The sequence below is a fragment of the Rhizobium freirei PRF 81 genome, from assembly GCF_000359745.1.
Taxonomy (GTDB): domain Bacteria; phylum Pseudomonadota; class Alphaproteobacteria; order Rhizobiales; family Rhizobiaceae; genus Rhizobium; species Rhizobium freirei.
This window is the reverse complement of the sequence record NZ_AQHN01000054.1, coordinates 185,371-207,287: the sequence shown is the minus strand read 5'-3', so window position 1 is coordinate 207,287 and position 21,917 is coordinate 185,371. Positions and strand designations below refer to the sequence as shown.

At 61.2% G+C, this 21,917-nt stretch carries 20 protein-coding genes; 5 read left to right on the top strand and 15 right to left on the bottom strand.

Annotation, left to right across the window (positions count from 1 at the left end; translation table 11 throughout):
• The 4 genes from RHSP_RS09650 to ltnD form a co-directional block, all read right to left on the bottom strand.
• Positions 1 to 740, bottom strand: a 740-nt coding sequence (locus RHSP_RS09650) for a hydroxypyruvate isomerase family protein (protein WP_037150849.1), incomplete at its 3' end; no start/stop codon positions are given.
• Positions 741 to 742: 2 nt separating this feature from the next.
• Positions 743 to 1,393: a 3-oxo-tetronate 4-phosphate decarboxylase gene (otnC, locus tag RHSP_RS09645; protein WP_004115498.1), complete on the bottom strand. Its 651-nt coding sequence runs from the start codon at positions 1,391 to 1,393 to the stop codon at positions 743 to 745.
• The gene (otnK, locus tag RHSP_RS09640) at positions 1,390 to 2,664 is read right to left on the bottom strand and encodes a 3-oxo-tetronate kinase (RefSeq protein ID WP_004115495.1); all 1,275 of its coding nucleotides are present in this window, start codon (positions 2,662 to 2,664) and stop codon (positions 1,390 to 1,392) included. The genes otnC and otnK overlap by 4 nt, the downstream gene beginning before the upstream one ends.
• Before the next feature lie 3 nt (positions 2,665 to 2,667).
• Positions 2,668 to 3,576 (bottom strand): L-threonate dehydrogenase, encoded by a 909-nt coding sequence (gene ltnD, locus RHSP_RS09635; RefSeq protein WP_037150846.1) that lies wholly within the window; start codon positions 3,574 to 3,576, stop codon positions 2,668 to 2,670.
• 167 nt (positions 3,577 to 3,743) lie between these two features.
• Here ltnD and RHSP_RS09630 point away from each other — a divergent pair, with 167 nt between their 5' ends.
• Positions 3,744 to 4,742, top strand: coding sequence for a LacI family DNA-binding transcriptional regulator (locus tag RHSP_RS09630; RefSeq protein WP_004115490.1), 999 nt, complete (start codon positions 3,744 to 3,746; stop codon positions 4,740 to 4,742).
• A gap of 498 nt (positions 4,743 to 5,240) precedes the next feature.
• On the opposite strand, the gene RHSP_RS09620 is transcribed toward RHSP_RS09630, so the two are convergent.
• Both RHSP_RS09620 and RHSP_RS09615 read right to left on the bottom strand, forming a co-directional pair.
• Positions 5,241 to 5,462 carry a hypothetical protein gene (locus RHSP_RS09620; protein ID WP_004115486.1) on the bottom strand — a complete coding sequence of 74 codons (222 nt, stop codon included), beginning with the start codon at positions 5,460 to 5,462 and terminating at the stop codon, positions 5,241 to 5,243.
• A 265-nt stretch (positions 5,463 to 5,727) separates the two neighbouring features.
• On the bottom strand, positions 5,728 to 6,882 hold the full coding sequence (locus tag RHSP_RS09615; protein WP_004115483.1) for a helix-turn-helix domain-containing protein: 1,155 nt from the start codon (positions 6,880 to 6,882) through the stop codon (positions 5,728 to 5,730).
• 622 nt (positions 6,883 to 7,504) lie between these two features.
• Between RHSP_RS09615 and RHSP_RS09610 the strand changes: the two genes are divergently transcribed.
• Both RHSP_RS09610 and RHSP_RS09605 read left to right on the top strand, forming a co-directional pair.
• Positions 7,505 to 8,551: a P1 family peptidase gene (locus RHSP_RS09610; protein WP_004115482.1), complete on the top strand. Its 1,047-nt coding sequence runs from the start codon at positions 7,505 to 7,507 to the stop codon at positions 8,549 to 8,551.
• A 36-nt stretch (positions 8,552 to 8,587) separates the two neighbouring features.
• On the top strand, positions 8,588 to 9,454 hold the full coding sequence (locus RHSP_RS09605) for a D-amino-acid transaminase (protein WP_004115479.1): 867 nt from the start codon (positions 8,588 to 8,590) through the stop codon (positions 9,452 to 9,454).
• Between the two features lie 23 nt (positions 9,455 to 9,477).
• Here the strand turns inward: RHSP_RS09605 and RHSP_RS09600 are convergent, their stop codons facing one another.
• The 7 genes from RHSP_RS09600 to RHSP_RS09570 form a co-directional block, all read right to left on the bottom strand.
• A complete protein-coding gene (locus tag RHSP_RS09600; RefSeq protein WP_037150842.1) occupies positions 9,478 to 10,362 on the bottom strand; it encodes a LysR family transcriptional regulator in 885 nt (294 codons plus the stop codon).
• A gap of 69 nt (positions 10,363 to 10,431) precedes the next feature.
• Positions 10,432 to 11,940, bottom strand: a complete 1,509-nt coding sequence (locus RHSP_RS09595) for a serine hydrolase domain-containing protein (protein WP_004115473.1) — start codon at positions 11,938 to 11,940, stop codon at positions 10,432 to 10,434.
• A gap of 20 nt (positions 11,941 to 11,960) precedes the next feature.
• Positions 11,961 to 12,710, bottom strand: a complete 750-nt coding sequence (locus RHSP_RS09590) for an ABC transporter ATP-binding protein (protein WP_004115471.1) — start codon at positions 12,708 to 12,710, stop codon at positions 11,961 to 11,963.
• Positions 12,707 to 13,534, bottom strand: coding sequence for an ABC transporter ATP-binding protein (locus RHSP_RS09585; RefSeq protein ID WP_004115468.1), 828 nt, complete (start codon positions 13,532 to 13,534; stop codon positions 12,707 to 12,709). The genes RHSP_RS09590 and RHSP_RS09585 overlap by 4 nt, the downstream gene beginning before the upstream one ends.
• Before the next feature lie 3 nt (positions 13,535 to 13,537).
• The gene (locus tag RHSP_RS09580; protein WP_086005350.1) at positions 13,538 to 14,440 is read right to left on the bottom strand and encodes an ABC transporter permease; all 903 of its coding nucleotides are present in this window, start codon (positions 14,438 to 14,440) and stop codon (positions 13,538 to 13,540) included.
• A complete protein-coding gene (locus RHSP_RS09575; protein WP_004115462.1) occupies positions 14,437 to 15,450 on the bottom strand; it encodes an ABC transporter permease in 1,014 nt (337 codons plus the stop codon). Before RHSP_RS09575 ends, RHSP_RS09580 begins: the two co-directional genes overlap by 4 nt.
• Positions 15,447 to 17,045: an ABC transporter substrate-binding protein gene (locus RHSP_RS09570; protein WP_004115459.1), complete on the bottom strand. Its 1,599-nt coding sequence runs from the start codon at positions 17,043 to 17,045 to the stop codon at positions 15,447 to 15,449. Before RHSP_RS09570 ends, RHSP_RS09575 begins: the two co-directional genes overlap by 4 nt.
• A 211-nt stretch (positions 17,046 to 17,256) precedes the next feature.
• Between RHSP_RS09570 and RHSP_RS09565 the strand changes: the two genes are divergently transcribed.
• Positions 17,257 to 18,294 carry a dipeptidase gene (locus RHSP_RS09565; protein WP_004115456.1) on the top strand — a complete coding sequence of 346 codons (1,038 nt, stop codon included), beginning with the start codon at positions 17,257 to 17,259 and terminating at the stop codon, positions 18,292 to 18,294.
• Between the two features lie 50 nt (positions 18,295 to 18,344).
• Here RHSP_RS09565 and RHSP_RS09560 read toward each other — a convergent pair whose 3' ends face one another.
• Positions 18,345 to 19,712 (bottom strand): cytochrome P450, encoded by a 1,368-nt coding sequence (locus RHSP_RS09560; RefSeq protein ID WP_004115453.1) that lies wholly within the window; start codon positions 19,710 to 19,712, stop codon positions 18,345 to 18,347.
• Positions 19,713 to 19,817: 105 nt separating this feature from the next.
• Here RHSP_RS09560 and RHSP_RS09555 point away from each other — a divergent pair, with 105 nt between their 5' ends.
• Positions 19,818 to 20,489: a TetR/AcrR family transcriptional regulator gene (locus RHSP_RS09555; protein ID WP_004115450.1), complete on the top strand. Its 672-nt coding sequence runs from the start codon at positions 19,818 to 19,820 to the stop codon at positions 20,487 to 20,489.
• A 37-nt stretch (positions 20,490 to 20,526) separates the two neighbouring features.
• Here the strand turns inward: RHSP_RS09555 and RHSP_RS09550 are convergent, their stop codons facing one another.
• Complete coding sequence (locus tag RHSP_RS09550; protein ID WP_004115447.1) at positions 20,527 to 21,915, bottom strand: LLM class flavin-dependent oxidoreductase; 1,389 nt, start codon at positions 21,913 to 21,915, stop codon at positions 20,527 to 20,529.
• Between the last annotated feature and the right edge of the window lie 2 nt (positions 21,916 to 21,917).

Below are 21,917 nucleotides of genomic sequence, written 5' to 3'. Positions count from 1 at the left end.
AACCCGGCCTCCGTCGTGGTTGCCGGCCGATATTCCGCGCCGATCGGCTTGTCATAGCCAAGCGTTTCCAGGAGCTGCAGAATGTGACGGTAGTCGATCTCGCCGTGATCCGGTTCACGCCGATCCGGAACGGCGGCAATCTGGATGTGGCCGATCGCCGCCATATGCGCCTGCAGCCGGTGCGTCAGGTCGCCCTCCATGATCTGGATGTGGTAGCAATCGAACATCAATTTGATGTTCTCCGTGTCCACCGCAGCTATGATATCGAGCGCCTGATCCGTGGTCTCCAGGAAATAGCCCGGCGCGTCACGATGGTTCAACGGCTCGATCAGCACGGTCACGCCAAGCTTGCCGGCGCGGTCGCAGGCGTAGCGCAGGTTGGCGATGAAGGTGGTTCGCGCCTCGTCACCGGCGGCTTTACCGGCCATCACATGCACGTTTCGCGCGCCGATGGCGCCAGCGTAATCGATCGCCTGATCGATGACATGGCGCGCTTCGTCCTCGCGTCCCGGAATGGCCGCCAGACCATTGTCGCCAGCCGCGACATTGCCACGGGCGGTATTGAGGCCGAGCATGGGAAGACCGGTTTCGACCAGCGCCCGGCGTACCGCTTCACGCGAGATGTCATAGGGATAGTGGCATTCCACGGCGTCGAAGCCGGCTGCTTTGGCGGCGCGGATCGCGTCTGGAAGGGGAAGCTCCTGCCAAAGAAAGCCCAGATTGGCCGAAAAGCGCAGCATGTTCAGTCCCACTCCACATCGTAGGTGCGAACGAGATCGGCGATCTGCGCATCCGTCAGCAGGCAAGGATTGGCCCCGCGCGTCAGCATGGCAAGCTTTGCCGTCTCCTCCAATTCCTCTATCGCATAAACCGCCGCTGCCAGATCCTTGGCCGAGACCACAGGTCCGTGCGCGGCCAGCATCACGGCGCTGCGCTTGCCGGCAAGGCCGCGAATGGCATCGCCCATGGCCGGATCGCCCGGCATGAAATAGGGCAGAAGCTTCACCTTGCCGAGCTTCATGATCGAATAGGCCGTCAACGGTGGCAGCATGTTGTCGGTATCGACGTCGGGCAAGATCGAGAGTGCAACCGAATGGCTGGAGTGAAGATGCACCACGGCGCCTGTCTTTTTCGGCCGCGTCTCGTAGAAGGCCGCATGCAGCGGCATTTCCTTCGTCGGCTTATCGCCACCGATCAGGCGTCCTTCGCTATCGAACAGCGAGAGGCGTGCGGGGTCGAGGCGTCCGAAGGAGCTGCCCGTCGGCGTCACCAGCAGGCGCCCGTCGCTGAGGCGCGCGGAAATATTGCCGGAGGAGCCGGCGGTCAGGCCGCGATCGTAAAGCGATTTGGCCATCATGCAGATTTGCTCGCGCAAGCTGGCTTCTTCGCTCATGTCGCACCCAATCGGTCAAAAGCGTCCGTGAAGAAGGTTTCGCCGCCGAAGTTGCCCGATTTCAGCGCAAGTGCGATCGTCTCTCCTTCGACGGTTGCGAAGGTCCATGGGACGCCCGACGCTATTTCCGGGCCGATCGATAGTTGCGTGACGCCGAGCGCCTGCGTGATCGCGCCCGAGGTCTCCCCGCCGGCGACGACGAAGCGGCGCGTCCCGTAATCAAAGGCGTCGCGGGCAATCTCGGAAAGCGCCTCTTCGACCACCTGACCCGCTTTTTCCCGACCCAATCGCTCCTGTGCCTGCCGCACGTCCTCGGGTTCGGCGGTCGCGTAGATGAGCCTGGGTGCATCGGGGGATTGCCGACGCAGCCATTCGCGGGCTGCTGCCGCGCCGCCTTCGGCGAGCGCGATGGGGTCCAGCCGCAGGCTTGCGACTTGTTCCGCATAGTTGGCGACCTGTCGGCGTGTCATGGCAGAGCAACTGCCGGATAGAACGACCGCCCCGCCGGCGACCTTCGGCAGTGCCCGTCTATGGGCCGCGCGGCTTGCCAGCCCTTGTTCCAGGTAAAGCGGCGGAAGCTGGCCGGCGATTGCGCTGCCACCCGTCAGCAGCGGCATGTCGAACGATGCGGCGGCGATCGTGCCGAGATCATCGTCGCCAACGGCATCGACGATCACATGCCGGATGCCGTCGTGGCTGAGTTGCGCCAGCCTCGCCCGCAGCGCCGTCAGGCCCTTCGAGACGATATTGTGATTGGCAAGGCCGACATCGCCGGCCACTTGTGGCGTCAGAAGCCGGACAAGATTCGAATCGCGCATCGGAGTGAGCGGATGGTCCTTCATTGGGCTTTCCGACAGAAGCTGTTCTCCAACGAAGAGATGGCCCATAAACACGCTGCGGCCGTTCTCTGGAAAGGCTGGACAATAGATCGTCTGCCTCGCGCCCGTTTCCGTCAGCAGCATGTCCGCGATCGGTCCGATATTGCCTTCGGCCGTACTGTCGAATGTCGAGCAATATTTCCAGAAAAAGCGGCTGGCGCCTGCTTCCTTCAGCCATGCGAGCGCCTGACGAGCCTGCTCGACGGCGAGATCGACCGGCGAGGTCCGGCATTTCAAGGCGATGACCTCGAAGGCTGCCGTGTCGTTCGGATCTCGCTTCTCCCGCGGTATGCCGATCCGCAGCGAAACAGGCAATCCGCTGCGGGCGAGGAGAGCGGCAAGATCGGTCGCCCCGGTGAAGTCATCCGCGATGCAGCCAAGCAGGAGCGTCATTGCCTAGTCCCCTACGCCCGGAAGGCTCGCTCCGCTCTTGGCGGCCAGGATTTTTGCAACTGCGGCATCGTCCTCCAGACCCAGGCCGGCTTCCGATGCTTCGACGAAGAGGTCAAGCGCTGCAGTGGCGAGCGGGGTGACCGCTCCGGCTTTGCCGGCCTCGGCCGTCACGATGCCAAGGTCCTTGACGAAGATATTGACCGCCGAGCGCGGGGTATAATCGCCGGATACGATGTGCTCGCCGCGGTTCTCGAACATCCAGGACGAGCCGGCGGAAACGCGAATCACGTCGTAGAGCGTCTGCAGATCGATGCCGGCCTTGGCGGCAAGGGTCATGGCTTCGGCTGTCGCGGCGATGTGCACACCGGCAAGCAACTGGTTGATCATCTTGACTTGCGAGCCCGGACCGGGGCGGTCGCCGAGCCGGAAGACCTTGGCCGAGATCGCATCGAGGACCGTGGATGCTTGATCGAAGGCCTCGGGCGTGCCTGACGCCATGACGGTGATCTCGCCTGATAGCGCGCGAACATGGCCGCCCGAAACCGGGGCATCGACGACGCGCATGCCGGATGCTTCCAGCCTTTCGGCGATGGCTGTCGTGGCGCTGGGAGCCATAGTGGTGCAGAGCAGAAATACCGTCGAGGCCTGCGCGGTTTCCAACGCGCCGTTCTGCCCGAAAAGAACATCTTCGACCTGCCTGCTGTTGACGACATAGACGAGGATCGCGTCGGCATCTTCCGCCGCAGATGCCGGCGTCGTGCAGGATGTGCCGCCGTTCTCGGCAAAGCGGGCGAGGACATCGCTTCGAACATCGCATCCGCGCACGGTAAAACCCGCTTTGAGGAGCGACAGGGCAGCGCCCCAACCCATGGACCCCAAGCCGATGACGGCGGCCTTCCTCTTGTGCTGCACGGTGCTACCTCTGCAATTTCTACCTATGTTACCGATACCGGTATCGGTAACAAGCCTCAGTTTGCTGGCCGTTGTCAATAGAGGGGCGTTTGCCTTTTCGGGGAAACATTCTATGAAGAGAAGTGGCGACGTGCCTGCCGCCATGGTTCATCGAGGGTCGCTTGGGGATGCGCAAACCCACTCTGGAAGAAGTCGCGATCGAAGCGGGCGTCAGCAAGATGACGGCATCGCGTGCGCTTCGCGGCGTTGCCGACGTCTCCCGCGAAACGCGTGGCCGGGTCATCGAGGCGGCAGCGCGGATGAATTATGTCGGCAACAGGCTGGCGCTCTCGCTTTCCTCGCAGCGCACCAACCTGGTCGCGGTCGTCGTCCCCAGCATGTCGAATATCGTTTTTCCCGAAGTGCTTGCCGGTATTTCTGCCGGTCTCGATGGCTCCGGCCTGCAGGCCGTGTTCGGCATATCCGACTATGACGTGGCGAAGGAGCGTGAGATCATCCGCGACATGCTCTCCTGGCAGCCATGCGCCATCATCGTCACCGGGCTCGATCAGCCGGAGGAAACGGTGCAGCTGCTGCGGCGGGCCAACATCCCGATTATCCAGCTTATGGATCTCGATGGCACGCCGATCGATTTCAATGTCGGGTTGTCGCATAGTGAGGCTGGTGCCGCCATGGCAAGTGTACTTGTCGCGGCCGGCCGCGGGCGGTTCGGCTATGTCGGCAGCGCGCTCGATAGGGATCTGCGAGCCGGCAAGCGCAAAGCGGCCTTCGAAAGCGTTTTACACGCGCACGGTATGCACTTCGTGGATCAGCGGCTCGATGATGCCTTTTCCTCGATAGCCTTGGGCAAGCGGTTGACGACTGCGATGCTTGCGGCCGTTCCCGATCTCGACTGCATCTATTATTCCAATGACGATATGGCCAGCGGCGGTTTGTTCGCCTGCATGGAGCTCGGGGTTGCTGTTCCTCAGAAGATTTTAATCGCCGGCTTCAACGGACTGGACCTCGTCAACTCTCTGCCGGCGCCGATCGCAACGTCGCGTTCGCCAAGACGCGCCATGGGGGAGGCTGCGGCCCGGCTGGTCCGGCAGGCGGTGGCGGCCGATCAGGTTTCCGAACAAAAGACGGTAGCGTTCAAACCGATGATCACCGGAATCGGCGAATAGCGCGACACGGCTGATCGGCGACAGAAGGCTCTTTCGGCTCTATACCACACGGGAAGGTTGTCATTCTTTTGTCATAACACCAATCTCGGCGGAAGGCAGAATGGGGATTCATATACGGCGATTCGATCCTGCCGAGCGTGGTTGCCGCGGTGCTTTGCTTGATGTGCAACATTATCGCTCCGCCGGCCGGTCTGTCCGGATCGCCGGTTAAGGTGCTCAAAATCCGGTTGATCGCCGAGCCGGGGATGAGTAACGCACAAAATCAGATCGCGGATTCCATGTCCGCCAAAACCTGAGATGTCACCTGATTTTCATCGTGTCGTTGGTCGTCGTGACCTTATCCGGACCGCGCTGGACTAAGAGACCGTGCTCGCCTATCCGGTAAAATGGATGTCGCCGGTGAACCGCCTTCCCGTCAGCGGTGGCACCGGCGACATCGCCAAGAGTTGCGGATAACTTTTCGTGCTCACCCCTGCGGAGCACCGAGGTTACGCAACACTATTTTCCGGCAACTCTTCCGGCGAGGGCCATGACGTAATCGTCCGCGATGTCGGCCAAGGTCAGAGCGACCTCGGATTCGCTCCAGCCGGCAGCGACGACCGCCCGCACGAAATCCCGAAATGCCACCTCCAGGATTTCCTCACGCTCGACTGCGCGGTACGCATCGTTGGCGGTATGCTGTGGCTTAGTGATCTCAATTGTCTGCCGGGTCGATACCATCGATTTGCTCCCTCAAAATGCCTTGATGGGCAGAGTGTTTCGCCACACCAAGGCTTGGATACTGGCTGAATTATTCGTTTCATTTTTAATAAGTTACGGGTTGAGTGTCGTTAGCCACGCATCCGGAAACTTGCAGCAGCGTCCATTTTCGCAATTGTGGAACTTTGTGCCGGAGCCTTCGCATGGCAGGCGCAGGGCGCATGTTGTCGCTTGCGCGGACGATCGCGCGGCAACTCAGAGCCATGGTAAAGGGTGTCGGTTTTGGTCAGCGGTTGTGGCTGAGCGTCCTTAGCCATTCGTCGAAGGATTCGGTTCCATCGGTCGATGCTGGTGACGTCGTTTGGCCGCGATAGTGCGGGGTGGTGAGGTTTCTCGCCTCGCGGGGACTGTAGCCAAATTCCTTGCTGAAAGCCCGGCTGAAGTGCGCCGCCGACGAAAAGCCGACTGCAAAGGCGATGTCGACAATCTGCTCACGATTGGAAGGGTCGCTGAGTGCCGCATGTGCGGAAAGAAGACGCCGCCGCTGCATGTAATGGTGAACGCCACCTTCCTGTTCGAAGATCTGATAGAGCCTGGTGCGGGACGTACCGACTTGGCGGCATATCTGTTCCACCGTCAGATCGCTCGAGGCTAGATTGTTCTCCACGAACCGCCGCACGCGTTCCGTCACGGTAACCATGCTGTGATGCTCGGTGCCGACCGATTGCTCGGCTGAGGACGAAACGCACGTCAGGATCATGTCGCGTAATGTCTGCACGACATGCGGCAGATCCGCCGCGATGAAGCTCGCGAGATTGGCTTGGATAATATCCAGATAATCGATCAACAGCTTGGTCAGCATACCCGAAAGGGCGACATTGTTCCTGATCTCGATCGAGGCGGGCGTATCGGACAGCAATGTGCGCGGCAGGATAAGAGACAGGGTTTTCGCTTCCGTGGAACGGCCTCGAAAGGGGCGTTCCAGAGATCGCAGCTCCATTTTGCCCGGCTCGCCTTCCGAAACAAGCCCGTCCACCTCGGTCCAGGTTCTGCCGCTGCGCAGCGCGGAAATGTGCCAGTGGTCGACAAAATTCGCTTTCACCTTTGCCTGCGAGCGCATATAGCTGTGGGGTGGGGTTGTGTGTTGAACGATGAGCATTCCGCCGAGATTCCAGGCGGCGTGGTCGGCGGCAAATCCCGCTTCTGGAGAAACATTGTCTGGCAGTCTTATGTCGATGAGGGGAGATACATAGGTCTGCCAGGCGGCAAATTGCGCCCGGGGTTCAAGATCGCGTGTAGAAAACAGCAGTGGCCTCAAAGCCGGCACTTGCGGGCGGGGTTCTTCGACGGCTGTCTTTACCGAGCGGGGAAAACGCCGCCGTTCAGCCTGCGCGGGCTTGCCGTCCTCGCTCCCCACTTGATCTTCCGCTATCACCTCCACAGACGTGGACGGTTCCTCGTGTCGAAAGTCAGGCAATCTGGTCTCCTCAGATACCGTCAGGACAGAGCAAGAGCATCGCCGTCACATCTTCGTCCATCATTCTGGCAGAAGACAGCGCCCCCGCTTCTATAGGAAAGCGCCCAAAGCCTCTCGTCTGCGGGAGGAGAGAAGCTCGTGACTCATGCCTATTTCCGTATTTCTACCATGCTAAGGCATTCATTTGCAGCGCCTTTTTGAAAAGGCAAGTCCGACGGTTGCTCAACCTGTCGTTACAGCGGCCGCTTGTGTCAAAAGGTGACAACAAGACGGGCGCGTGCGTGAGGCGTGGGGCATCGCGAAGGCGAGTGCGTTCCGGCAACTGTATCGCCCGTCGGGAAACACGTTGCCGCCATGTCGGGATGGTTGCGTCATATCCTGCGTATGCGCGGCTTTCGGGTCATGGCGATGGATCGACGCGGCGCTCGTCCGCGTCCGCTCGCGCACCCGCCCGTGTCAGTTGTTGTCTTTAGACGCAACAGGCAACCTCTTCCTTTGCAAAGCCGGTCTGAAACTATTCCGTTTTTGTTGTGCCTTCCGGCTGCGCGGCAGAGTAATGTCCCGGCAACCCTATGAGGCATGAGTAATGGACCAGAAGCGCTATAGAATCCGCGAGCTTGGCACTGCGCCCGGCCATTTCGAGCCCGGCCCGCTGAACGCGATCACCGATGTCGCCGGCGTGCGCGTCGGCCATGTCACCTGCCGTGAAGGCGAGCGCACCCGCACGGGCGCCACGGCGATCCTGCCGCATGGCGGCAATCTGTTTCAGGACAAGGTGCCTGCCGGATTTGCCGTTCTCAATGGCTTTGGAAAATTTGCCGGCTCCACGCAGGTCGTCGAGCTTGGCGAGATCGAGACGCCCGTCGTCCTCACTAACACGCTGGCCGTCGGGCGCGGCATCGAGGCCATTATCCGTCACACGCTCGCCCAGCCGGGCAATGACAAGGTGGTGTCGATCAACGCCGTGGTCGGCGAAACCAACGATTCACGCCTCAACGATATTCGCGCCGCGCGCCCGAGCGTCGATGAAATCTCGCTGGCGATCGACAGCGCGGCATCGGGGCCAGTCGAGGAAGGCGCAGCCGGCGCCGGAACTGGAACGGTCGCATTCGGCCTGAAGGGCGGTATCGGGACGAGTTCCCGCCTCGTGCCCGTCGGCGAGGAGACCTACCGGCTCGGCGTGCTTGTACAATCGAATTACGGCGGCCACCTCATCGTTGCCGGTCGCGACTATGCGACGTCGGCGGAGCACGACAAGGACGGTTCCATCGTCATCGTGCTTGCGACCGATGCTCCGCTTTGCTCGCGTAACCTCGAGAGGCTCGCACAGCGCTGTTTCGGTGGGCTTGCGCGCACCGGCGCGGCGCTGAGCAACGGCTCGGGAGATTATGCGCTGGCCTTTTCGACAGCCGAGGCCGTGCGCCGTACCCCCGAACGCCGCAAAGGCGTGAGCGCGGTTCCATCATTGAATAACGACGCCGTATCGCCGCTCTTCGAAGCTGCAATCGAAGCCACGGAAGAGGCGATCCTCAATTCCCTTGCCATGGCGATCGAGACCACGGGCTTCAATGCCGCGACCGGCAAAGCCTCAACGGTCAAAGCTATAAGCCTGCCCCACCCAGGTCGTCGCTGACCTTCATTCCTCCTTTTCGCATTTTACGGAGTTTCCATGTCTGCCCCGACGATCCGTACCGTCTATCTGAACGGTGCTTTCTTGCCTGAGAACGAGGCGCATCTATCCATCTTCGACCGCGGCTTCCTGTTTGGCGACGGCATTTATGAGGTGACCGCCGTCCTGGACGGCAAGCTGATCGATAGTGCTCTCCATATGGCGCGGCTGGAGCGCAGCGTGGGCGAAATCGGCGGTTGCTTGCCCATCACGACTGACGAGATCGTCGAGATCGAGAAGCGTCTCGTGGCGGAAAACCAGCTTACCGAGGGCGTCGTCTATCTCCAGTATACCCGCGGCGCCGAGGACCGTAATTTCTTCTATGCCGAAGACCTGCCGCCGACCCTGGTGATCTTCACTCAGACGAAGACGCTGGAGCACGTCGCTGCCGTCGAAAAAGGCCTCAAGGTCAAGTCAATGCCGGATCAGCGCTGGGCGCGGCGTGACATCAAGAGCGTCTGCCTACTGCCGCAGGTGATGGCGAAACGCGCCGCCAAAGCGGAAGGCTTCGATGAAGCGTGGCTGGTCGAAAACGGCGTGGTGACCGAAGGCGCGTCGTCGACGGGCTACATCGTGACGCGTGACGGCCGCATCGTGACGCGCGCCAACAGCCATGCGACACTGCCGGGCTGCACGAGGCTCGCTATTCTCGATTTGGCGCGAGAAGCGGGCCTGGCGCTGGAAGAACGGCCGTTCTCCGTCGAAGAGGCAAAGACTGCGGCCGAAGCCTGGCTGACAAGTGCTTCGAACTTCATCGTCCCCATCACGAATATCGATGGCGTTGCCGTTGGTGACGGGACGCCCGGCCCGATGTTCAAGCGCCTGCGCGCGCTCTACATGGAGAATGCCCGCCGCACGGCGATCTGATTGCCGCACGGAGCGTCCGATCGTCAGGGCTTGTCGAGCATCGACCAGATGCGCCCGACGATCGGGCGGCGGTTCTCGCGGGAGCGATAGACGCGGATTTCCACGTCGATATTCCATTCGCGATCGGCGGCATAGACCAGCCGGCCATCGGCAAGTTCCGCTTTGACAAGGCTTTCCGGGATCCAGGCGAGCCCGAACCCGGCCGCGACCATTCCCTTCAGGCCAACGGACATGCTGCCGACATGCACCCGGTTTTCGGCCGGCAGGCGCTCCCCGATGGTGCCTGCCACCAATTGCCCGAAGAAGGATGTCTTCTGGTAGCTGACATGGCTGAAGCCGGGTTCGATGCGATGCAGCGGCGTGCCGTCGGCGTCGGGGGCGCTAACCGGCAGGATGGTTTCCCGGCCAAGTGTATGATGTTCGAATTGCGGATCGAGCAGCATCGGCACGTGCAGATGCTGGTAGGTGAGAAGGAAATCGCATTCCCCATCGATAAGGGAGTTCAGGTTTTCTTCCATGGTGCCGGAATCGGCGCGCAAATGAGAGACGATCGGGCCGATACGCGCGTTGAGCCTGCTTAGCCAATCCGGAAAGAAGGTGAAGGACAGGGTGTGCAGCGCCGTCAGGGTCACCGTGCGTGCATCGGTGCCATCCTCGTGCTGGAGATTACGTCGCGCCTGGTAGAGCACCTGCAGGCTCTGTTCGGCCACCGGCACGAAACGCTCGCCGGCCGCAGTCAGGCGTGAAGGGTAGGTTGCCCGGTCGATCAGGCTCGTCCCAACCCAGCCCTCCAGCTGCCGAATGCGGCGGCTGAAGGCCGATTGCGTCACATGGCGCTCGTCGGCGGCCTTCGAAAAGTTCAACGTCCGCGCCAGCGCCAGAAAATCTTCAAGCCATTTGACTTCCACTCGAAGCTCCCAAGAGAAACCGGCTGTCAAAGCCGGGTTCTCCTTGGCCCGAATGAGCCGGGAATGCAATCACCCGGCGCGACGGTATTCGATCATTCTTGCCCGGGCGAGCACCAATTCCAGCCGATCCACGCCAAGGAGATTGAGGCATACTCGCTTGGTCCACGGACCATCGACAAGGGTGAACAGGAAGCGTCCGTTGCCCAATGCGCGCAACGGCATGCGATGGCGCACTGGGCCTATACCCATGATCACGCTGCCATTTTCGATCTCGAAGCGGGCGCCTTCGGAAGAGCTCCAGACGCCGGACAGGGACGCCGGCACCTCTTGCTCGCGGACCGGGCGGAATCGACGCTGCGCATGTCCGACCTCTCCGACGATATCTTCGCCGTCCATCTTCAGGCGTATCGGCGAGGAAGCCGAGCGTGAGGAAACCCAGGATCCCTCATCCTCATAAACGGTTTCGTCGGCATCGAGATAGGTGACCGTGCTACCGACAACCTTGATCCACCATGGCCCGCTTTCGGTCACATAGGTGCCGTCGCGAAGCGCGGTGGAAGCACGCGGCAGGGTTTCCCCGGTGAAGGCCGCCATGGATTCCACGGCGATCTTATAGCCGTTGGTATCCTCGCGGTTCGACACCACCACAAAGCCGATTTTCCGGGTGGGATCGAGCAGGAAGTAGCTTTTGTAGCCGGGATGAGAACCGCCATGTCCGATGAATGAGCGGTTGCCAAGCTGGCTTTCGCGCAAGCCCAGTCCGTAACCGCTTATTCCGCCATCGGCGAGCGGCCGCGCAGCCGACAATTGCTCCAGGACTCCTTCGAAAGATCCCTTGTCGCCAAGGAGGCCGATCAGCCATTTCGCGAGGCTCTCGCCGCTGCCCGTCATGCTGCCGGAGGCGGAGATATGCAGGCCGGCTGCCGAAAGCTGCCAGCGCTCTCCGTCTAGCCAATAGCCGGGAACCAGGCCGATGACGGGATCGTTCCAGACATCGGGCGCATCCAATACCGCGCCGGCCTGCGTGCCGACCTTGCGAACGTAGTCGCGGAAGAACACGCCTTTTCGTTCGAGTGCGGCTTCCACGAGACGGTAGCCCGTATTGGAGTAGGAAATCTCCGTGCCGGCCTCGTAGTTCAACCGCGTCTGGCGCGCGAGAAATTCAAGCAGCGGAGCGGCCTTGGTCTCGGTGTAGACGGAAAGTCCGAGCAGCGACAGGCATTCGCGCGTGTCGGGCAGGCCGCCGCTCATGTCGAGAGCGCGGCCGACGGTCACATCGCGAAGGGGCGCCTGCAGTTCGGGTAGGTGCCGGCCCAAAGGGTCGTCAAGACCGATCTTGTCGGAATGTGCGAGCACCAGCGCACAGAAGGCATGTTTCGTCACCGAGGCGTAGCGAACGACGCTTGCGGCGGTGAACGGCGTAAGCGTCGACAGGCTTTCGACGCCGCCGGCTTCGGCAAAGCGGATACCACGTTCATCGAAGCCAATGACGGCGCCGCCCGGCTCATTATTGTTCCAGCTTTGCGCGAATTGAGCAGCGCATTCCTGCGCCGCCTTCCAGTTTACCGTTTCAGACATGCATGCCTCGCAAATGCGGGTTAAGCGGGTTCCGCTTCCTCGAACTCGACGCTCAGGCGGCGCAGTTCCCGTGTGTGCGGGTGGGTCACGTTGCCGCGCCGCAGATCGTCAGCCGTCAGCTGTTCGACCATGTGGCCATCAATCATGACGCCGACCCGTGTGCAGAGATGGGCGATCACGCCGAGATTGTGGCTGACCATCACATAGGTGAGCTTCCGCTCCGTACGCAGGTCGGAGAGCAGATTGAGAATCTCGGCCTGGACGGAAACGTCGAGCGCGCTCGTCGGCTCGTCAAGCAGCAGGATTTTCGGCTCTGCAATCAATGCACGCGCGATGGCGACGCGCTGGCGCTGACCGCCAGAGAGCTGATGCGGATAGCGGAAGCGGGCGCTTTGGGGCAGGGCGACATCGGAGAGCGCTGACGCGATACGCCGATCGATGTCGCCCATGCGGTGAACGAGCGGCAGCTCGCTCAGGATACGGTCAATGGTCTGGCGCGGATGCAGCGAACCATAAGGGTCCTGGAAGACCATCTGCACCTTGCGAAAGAAATCCGGCGTGCGGTGCTGCGGTGCGTCTTCTCCGTTGAAGGCGATGCGGCCCAGCCAGCTGGTGTTCAGGCCCGCCATCGCGCGCAGTACGGTCGATTTGCCCGAGCCACTTTCGCCGACGACACCGAAGCTGCCACCTTCCTCCACCTGGAATGAGACGCCCTTGACGACTTCGCGCTCGCCGAAGCGGATCCGCAGATTATCGATCTCTATCGTCATTTCAGCCACTCCGGGTCACGCTCGAGAATGGGCAGTCGTTCCCTGAGATGGGTAAGTGAAGGAATGCAGTTCAGCAGACCGCGCGTATAGGGATGAGCGGCGGAAAGCAGCTCGGAAGCCTTCAGCTCTTCCATCACGCGCCCGGAATACATGACGGCGACGCGGTCGCAGAAATGCGAGACGAGCGGCAGGTCGTGGCTGATGAGCAGTAGCCCCATGGAGCGCTCGGAGACGAGCTCCTCGATCAGCCGCAGGATTTCGGCCTGCACGGTCGCATCGAGCGCACTTGTCGGTTCGTCGGCAATGAGCAGCTCGGGGTCCGGCGCCAGCATCATGGCAATCATCACGCGCTGGCCCATGCCGCCTGAGACTTCATGCGGATAGGAGGCGGCGACGGCCTTCGGGTTGCGGATCTTGACCTGTTCCAACAGATTGGCCGCAGCGTCGGCCGCCTCGCGGCGGCTGCCGCCCTTATGCGTCCGCCATGCTTCGGCAACCTGATTGCCGATGGTCTTGACGGGGTTCAGGGAGTATTTCGGGTCCTGCAGGATGAAGCCCGCCCGCTTGCCGCGGATGGTGCGCATCTGCTTTTCGCTGGCGGACAGAATGTCGATGCCATCGAAGGCAAGCCTGTCGGCTTCGATGCGGGTCTGCCTTGGCAAAAGCTTCATCAATGCGCGTGCCGTCAGGCTCTTGCCGGAGCCGCTTTCGCCGACGATGCCGAGCTTCTCGGCGCCAAGGCGCAGGGAAACGCCTTTGACCGCGGGAGCAAAGCCGGTGCGCGTCTTGAAGCCGATGCGCAGATTGTCGATCTCGACCAGCATGGATCAGTTCCCCTTCGGATCGAGCACGTCGCGCAGCGCATCGCCCAGGAAATTGAAGGCGAGCGAGACGAGGAAGATGGCGATGCCGGGGATCGTTGCGACCCACCATTGTTCGAAGATGAAGCGCTTGGCCGTTGCGATCATCGCGCCCCATTCCGGCGAAGGCGGCTGAGCGCCCATGCCGAGGAAGCCGAGGCTTGCTGCGGTGATGATGATGGAGCTCATGTCGAGCGTGACGCGAACGATGAGGCTCGGAAGGCAGAGTGGCGCGATATGTCGCATGATGATGCGCCAGGAGGAGGCGCCTGTCAGGCGATAGGCCGCGATGAAATCGGCGCCACGTACGGTCATCGTTTCGGCGCGCGCCAGCCGGGCATAAGGAGGCCAGGCGGTGAGCGCTATCGCAAGCACGGCGCTTTCGACGCCCGGCTTCAGTGCTGCCACAAAGGCAAGCGCCAGCACGAGACGGGGAAAGGCAAGGAAGATGTCGGTCAGGCGCATCAGCGCGGTATCGACCACGCCACCGAAATAGCCGGCGATGCAGCCGATGGCGAGGCCGATCGGCGCGACGAGCACGACGACGGCAATGACCATGCCGAGGGTGACGCGGCCGCCATAAAGCAGGCGGGAGTAGATGTCGCGACCGAGCTCATCCGTGCCGAGCCAATGAGCTGCACTCGGGCGTGCGAGCCGGTTTGCCAGATCCTGGACAGCGGGATCATGCGTGGCGAGCCACGGTGCGAAAATGGCAAGCAGGATGAACAGCACGATGATCGAAAGGCCGATCATGCCGAGGGCATTGCCCTTCAGGCCCAGCCAGATGCGATAGCGATCACCCCAGGCTGCCTGGCGTCGGGAGGTGGGGGACTCGTCGAGTGCCCAATTGCGAAAGGTTGCAAGCATCAGCGCACCCTTGGGTCGAGCAGGCGATAGAAAAGATCGGCGATGAGGTTAAGCCCCACATAGATGATGCCGATCAGGAGCGTGGTGCCGATGACGGGATTCATGTCGCCGTTCATCAGCGAGGCGGTCAGATATTGACCGATACCGGGCCAGGAAAAGACAGTTTCGGTCACGACGGCACCTTCGAGCAGGCCGGCATAGGTCAATGCCAGCACCGTCACCAGCTGCACGGCGACGGTCGGGAAGGCGTGTCCCCAGATCACCCGGCTCAGCGACAGCCCCTTGGCGCGCGCGGTAATCACGAATTCGCCTTTTAGCGCGTCGATCATGAAGGCGCGCGTCATGCGGGCGATATAGGCCATGCTGAAATAGGCAAGGATGCAGACCGGTTGCGCCATATGGGCAAGCGCGTCCCAGAAGGCGTCGAGATCGCCGGCAAGCAGTGTGTCCACGGAAAGCAGCCCGGTAACCGGCGTGATCATGCCGTCATAAATGATGTCCTGCCGTCCGGGGCCGGGCGCGATGCCGAGCGCCGAATAGAAGATCAGCAGCGAAATGAGGGACAGCATGAAAACCGGAATGGAATGGCCGGCGAGGCACACGACGCGGATCGCCTGATCCGTGATCGTTCCCTGCCGAACGGCAGCCCAGACGCCGAGCGGAATACCGATGATGGCGGCAAGGATAAGGGCCGCGGTCGCCAGTTCGAAGGTTGCGGGGAAGAAGCGGGCAATATCCTGCGACACCGGGTTCTTCGTCAGAACCGACATGCCGAGGTCGCCATGAAGAAGCTGGTTCAAGTAATGCAGGAACTGCACCGGAAGGGGCTGATCAAGGCCCATTTCCGCACGCACGCGTATGACGACAGCCTCCGGTGCATTGTCGCCGACGGCGGCAATGACCGGATCGACCGGCATGACGCGGCCGATGAGGAAGGTGACGATCGACAGTCCGAGCAGCGTCAGGACGACGCTGCTCAGAATGGCGGAGAAGGATTTGATCCGACGGGTCAAGCCTTGCTGGTCTCCCGATAGGAATTGGCTTCCGAAAGAGCACCGAGCTGGAAGCCGGACACGGCCTTGCGGCACGCCGCAGTCTTCACCGTCTGGAACATGAAGGCGAAGGGGCTGTTCTGCATGTGCTCGCGCTGCAGCGCTTCATAAAGCGCGATGCGCTTGGCCGGGTCCTTCTCGTCACGCGCGGCTTCCGCCTTGGCGGCGAAATCGTCGTTCTTGTAACGCGACCGCCACAGGAACGGCTTGCTCTTGGCGTCGTCGGAATTGTCCTTGTTGATGGTGAAGACTTCGCCGTTGGAATTCGGATCGAAATAATCCGTACCCCATGCGGAAAGTGCCATCTCGTGCTGGCGCGCGCGCATCTTGGTCAGGACCTGCCGGTTTTCGGCGGACTGCAGCTTCACACGGATGCCGATCTCGGCGAGATTGGCCTGGATGGCCTGTGCGAGGTCCGGATAAGGCTGGGCGGCATAGTGATCCATCGTCACGTCGAAGCCATCTGCGAGCCCGGCTTCGGCCATCAAAGCCTTTGCCTTTGCGATGTCCTTCTGGAAAGGCGTATCGCTGATCGCGGACGGGAAGCCTTCGGGCTCGAAGCTCTGGTGGATCTTGTGGGTCAAGGGCACGATGTTTTCCTGCATGCCCTTGTAGTCGAGCGCCCACTTCACCGCCTGCCAGACCTGCGGCTTTGCGAGGTTGGCGATGCCCTGATTGAGCGAGATCAGGACCAGCCCGGCGATGCTCTTGGTCACCAGCGTGAACTCGGCGTCGTTCTTGATGGTGCGCAGCTGTTCTGAGGTCAGGTCGCGGGCGATATCGACATCGCCCTTCTTCAGCATCAGAAGCTGCGAGGCCGGGTCAGTGACATGACGCAGGATGACGCGCTTCAGATTGCCCTTGTAGGGGCCATGCGGGTTAAGTGTCAGCGAAACGGCTTCGCTCGCCTTCCAGGACTGCAGCTGGAAGCTGCCGGAGCCGGCGCTGTTCTTCTGCAGCCAGGCATTGCCCATGTCGCTGTTGGTCTCGTTGGCGAGCACCACCTTCTTTTCGACCACGGCGGCGATATTGGCCGAGAGGCAATAGAGCAGGAAGGAGATCGCGGTCGGCTTTTCGGTCGTCAGCGTCAGCGTTTCGGCGTCCTTTGCGACGATGCGGCTTTCGACATTCTCGGCGGTAAAGCCGAATTGATTGATGATGAAGGCCGCGCCCTTGTTCATCTTGATGGCGCGGTGCAGCGAGAAGGCGACATCTTCGGACGTGACCGGAGAGCCGCTTGCAAAGCTCGCCTTGGCGAGCTTGAAGGTGAAGACCTTGCTGTCCGCATCGGCAGCCCACGATGCGGCCAGTGCCGGATCGACCTTGGAGGGATCTTCGGTGTTGGGGTGCACCAGCTTCTGGTACATGTTGCTGATCACTTCGCCGCCGACGGCCTCGAAGCTTTCATGCGGGTCGAGGCTCGTCATATTATCGAGCTGCTGGGCAACGACGAGTACATCTTTCGGCGTCGCGGCAAATGCCGATTCGGCAAGATCGAGGTAGGACAGGAACGGCAGCGTTGCGCTGCCCATGAGAAACTGGCGTCTGGAAACCATGCGAAATCCCCTTTCACTCTTACGGCAGAAGCCGGTGGCAAGCAGACAAGGCTTGGCACGGCTCGGCCGCTATCGTATTTTCGCCCGGTTCTTTAACAGCGCCACTTGCGAGCGACTAATTCCGTTTTTCGCAGAGCCTATGCGCGGTTTGCATTTGCTCGGCCTGGCAAGCTTGCCTAGGCAGGTATCAATAACAATTTTGGAATGAGACATGACCCAATCTTCGCTAGTCCCCGTCTTTGATGGCCATAATGATGTGTTGCTGCGGTTGCGCCGCGGCGGCTCGAATTCCGTCAACGCGTTTTTGCAGGGCGAGGCCGCGGGGCATATCGATCTGCCGCGCGCGCGCCGTGGCGGCCTGGCCGGCGGCCTTTGCGCGATATTTGTCCCTTCTCCGGATCAGCCTCGTGCCGAAAACGTCGATTTTGCAACGCCTTCGCAGCCCGACGCGCTGAACGAAACCCTGGCGATGGCCCGGCTCCTTTTTGCGATCGAAGCCCAGTCGGATGGCGCGGTGAAGGTTTGCCGCTCGGCCGCCGACATTCGCAGCTCTATCGCAGAGGGCCGATTTGCCGCTGTTCTTCACATCGAAGGCGTGGAGGCGATCGGAGCAGATCTCGACGCGCTCTATGTTCTTCATCTTGCCGGCCTGCGTTCGCTCGGCCCCGTATGGAGCCGGTCGAATGTCTTTGCCCACGGCGTGCCTTTCCGCTTCAACTCGACGCCGGATATCGGCGCCGGCCTGACCGATGCCGGCAAGGATCTGATCCGCGCCTGCAACGAGCTCAGGATCATGATCGATCTCTCGCATATGAACGAGAAGGGCTTTTGGGACATCGCAAAGCTGTCGAACGCGCCGCTCGTCGCCTCGCATTCCAACGCTCATACGCTCTGCCCGCACAGCCGCAATCTGACGGATAAGCAGCTCGATGCGATCCGCGAGACGAATGGTCTGGTCGGCATCAATTTCGGCGTGCTGTTCCTGCGCGATGATGGGGTGAAGAACGCCGATACGCCGCTGGATGTCCTCGTGCGTCACGTCGCTTACATCGCCGAGCGGATCGGTATCGAGCATGTCGCCCTCGGTTCCGATTTCGACGGCACGACCATTCCGCAGGCGCTCGGCGATGCCGCGGGCCTGCCGAAGCTGATCGACGCCCTGCGTGCGCATGGTTTCGACGATCAGGCGATTGCAAAGATCGCCCATGGAAACTGGATCCGCGTCCTCAAACAGACCTGGGGCGGCTGAGGCGGTCGGCCTTCCTTGTCCCGCCAGTGGCAAGCTAGCGACCGGTTTGCCTATCGCTCGATGAGACTGATCGGCAGAGGATGCATCGGCCGCAAAGTGACCTTCATGACTGGCTTGGGCGAGGGGTCGCCCGAGCCGATCACACGAAACTTCTGAAGCAGGACGGCAAGGATCGCTACGGCTTCCATCATGGCGAAGCCGTTGCCGATGCACACGCGCGGGCCGGCGCCGAAGGGCATGAAGGCAAAGCGATGGCGGTATCTGACCGTCTCTGGCTCAAAGCGATCGGGATCGAAAACCAGCGGGTCCTCCCATAGGGCGGCGTGGCGATGCACGGCGTAGATCGGGACATAGAGGATCGTGCCGGGCGGGATCCTGTAGCCGCCAAGGGTAAATTCGCGCACGGCCATTCGCGATATGACCGGTGCCGGCGGGTAAAGCCGCATGGATTCTGAAAAGACCTGTCTGGCATAGGTGAGCTTGCCGACATGCTCGGCAAGCAAAGGGCCGCCATCGGTCACCTTGGCGATCTCGTCGAAGAGCCGGGCCTGACAATCCGGATGACGGGCGAGAAGGTGAAGTGTCCAGGCCAGGCCGAGCGCCGTCGTTTCGTGTCCGGCGGTGATAAAGGTCATCAGATTGTCGATGATTTCCTCATCGGTCATCATCCGGCCAGTTTCAGGATCGGCTGCCTCAAGCAGCATTGATACGAGGTCGTGGCGTTCGATGCTGCTTGTCCGCCGCTCGGCAATGACCTTGGCGAGCGTGGCGCGCAGGAAGACGACGGCCGTCTTTGCCTTCTCCTTGCCGGGGTAGGGCATCCAGTCCGGCGCACCGACCAATCCAAGCGCGAATTTCCAGCCGGTCGGCTTGAGATAGTTGCTGATATTGCGCTCGACTTTGTCGACGTCGATGCCGTCGCCTCCCGACATCATCGTCTCGACGATAATGTCGAAGGTCGTGCGCATCATTTCCTGGCAGAGGTCGAGGGAGCTGCCTTTGTGCGTAAGCCAGAGATTGCGTCTGCGCTCGGCGGCCGCGATCATGGCTGGTTGAAGTTCCACTAGCTTTTCGTGGCGAAAGGCGCCGGCCACGGATTGACGCTGCCATTTCCAATGCGCACCGTCGGAGGTCAGGATGCCGTCGCCCAGCGCCGGGCCGAGCAGGCGACGGACATCTTCGCCCTTGCCGAGCGCATCGGAATTGCGGACGAGCGTCTGATAGATCAGTTCGGGATCGGCGAGATAGACCCGCAGTTTTCCGGCCATCCGCGTGAAAACGAACGGCTCTTCGAAGATCTGGGGCGGTAGCGCATCAAGGGGGTTGCGGATCAACGAAAGGAGCACACGGGGCATCGAGCGCGGCGTAAGCGGAAATTCGCTTGGCGCCAGATCAGCCGGGTTGACGCTTGCATTCATCCTTCGGTCTCCTTGTCCAGCCCTGCAAATGCCTGTAGATCGATTTTAAGGTATTTGCCTTAGAAAAGTAAGGTGAATGCCTTAGAGCTTCAAGGGGGAATGAGCGTGTCGGACAACAAAGGCAAGAGAACGGACCCGGTGGTGCAACCCAGCACGCGCGAACGGATCCTTGCCTCGACGCTGTCGCTCTTCAATCAGAAGGGGCCGGAGGCGGTGACAACGGCCGAGATCGCAAAGGCCGTCCAGATCAATCAGGGCAATCTCTATTACCATTTCCGCACTAAGGAATCGTTGGTTCTGGCCTTGTTTTCTCGCTTCGAAGCCGATGCGTTAGCGCTGGTCAAGGAAGCCGACGCCGTCGAGGGAGCGGATTCGAAAGCCTATGCCGGCTTTCTGCGCAAATGGTTCTCGCTCGTCTGGATCCATCGCTTCCTGTTTCGCGACATTCCGGGCCTGCTGGCAATCGCACCGGGCCTAAGAGCACCGATCCTGATGGTCAGTGGTGGTATGCGTCTTTCCGTCGACGTCATTTTTCAGCGAATGGAAGATGCCGATCTGATCAACGTCGCTGCGGAGGACCGCAAAACGCTCCTGACGAATATGTGGATCGTCTCGACCTATTGGGCCGTCTATCTCGGACTGCAGGAAGGCGTTCACGATCTCGGCCCGCAGCATGTTCATTGGGGGCTGAGCCAGGTCGCGAGCCTGCTGCGCCCCTATCTATCGCCCAAGGCGAGGGCCGATCTTGAGGCAATGCTTTCGGAGCTTTTTACCTGAGCTCTGAAAGCTGCCGAAGCCGGTCGGGGATCCGAGCTTAAGAAGCCCGTGCAACGACATCACGAAGATTGCGATAGCCCGCTGCCGGGTGCGGCGGGGCCAGCCGTGGGCCGCTAGCGCCGAGTTTTTCGCGTAGCGTTCCCGCTTTATAGTCGCTCTTGTAGGCGCCGCGCCTCTGCAGTTCAGGCACCAGAAGGTCGACTGCGTCTTCGAAGCTTTCGGGCGTCACGGCATAGGCGAGGTTGAAGCCGTCGACATCGGTATCCTCGATCCATTCCTGCATCAGATCGGCCACGGTCTGCGGCGATCCGACAAAGACCGGGCCGAAGCCGCCGATACCGACCCAGTCGGCCATCTCGCGCACGGTCCATTGCTTGTCCGGGTCGATTGTGGTGAAAGTCTCGACGGCAGATTGAACCGCGTTGGTATAGCGGTGGCGTAGGACTTCGTCAGGAGAGAATTGGCCGAAGTCGATGCCAGTCCAGCCCGAGATCAGCGCCTGCGCACCTTCGAGAGAGACGTATTGGCGGTATTCGTTGAACTTGCGCTGTGCTTCGGCATCGGTCTCGCCGAGGATCACGGTCTGCAGGTTGAACGAAAGGATTTCGCGCGGATTGCGGCCGGCGCGTTCGGCAGCCTCGCGAACATTGGCGACATAGCGCTTCAGCACCGCCTTGGAGGGCGCCGCCACGAAGATGCATTCGGCATGCGCGCCGGCGAAATCCTTGCCGCGGCTTGAGGAGCCGGCTTGATAGAGCACCGGCGTGCGCTGAGGCGACGGCTCGCTCAAATGAATTCCGGGGACGGTGAAATGCTTGCCGGAATGGCGGATCGGGTGAACCTTCTCCGGCCGCGTGAAAATACCCTTTTCGCGATCGCGGATGACGGCATCGTCTTCCCAGCTGCCTTCCCAGAGCTTGTAGCAGACTTCGAGATATTCTTCGGCCAAGCCGTAGCGGTCGTCATGCTTTGTCTGGGTGGCCTGACCGATGTTCAGGGCGCCGCTGTTCAAATAGGAGGTGACGACATTCCAGCCGACGCGGCCCTTGGTCAAATGGTCGAGCGTCGAGATGCGCCGCGCAAAGGTGTAGGGATGCTCGAAAGAGAGCGACGCGGTCAGACCGAAACCGAGATGCTCGGTCTCATAGGCCATCGTTGGAATGAGCTGCAGCGGGTCGTTGACCGGTACTTGCGCGGAGTGGCGCAGCGCCGCGTCGACATTGCCGTTCAGCACGTCATAGACCCCGAGCACATCGGCGATAAAGAGCCCGTCGAACTTGCCGCGCTCCAGCGTCTTTGCAAGATGGACCCAATAATCGAGATCCTTGTAGGTCCAGGATCTGTCGCGCGGATGGCGCCAAAGGCCTGGTGACTGGTGTCCGACGCAGTTCATGTCGAAGGCATTGAGCCTGATTTTGCGGGTCATCT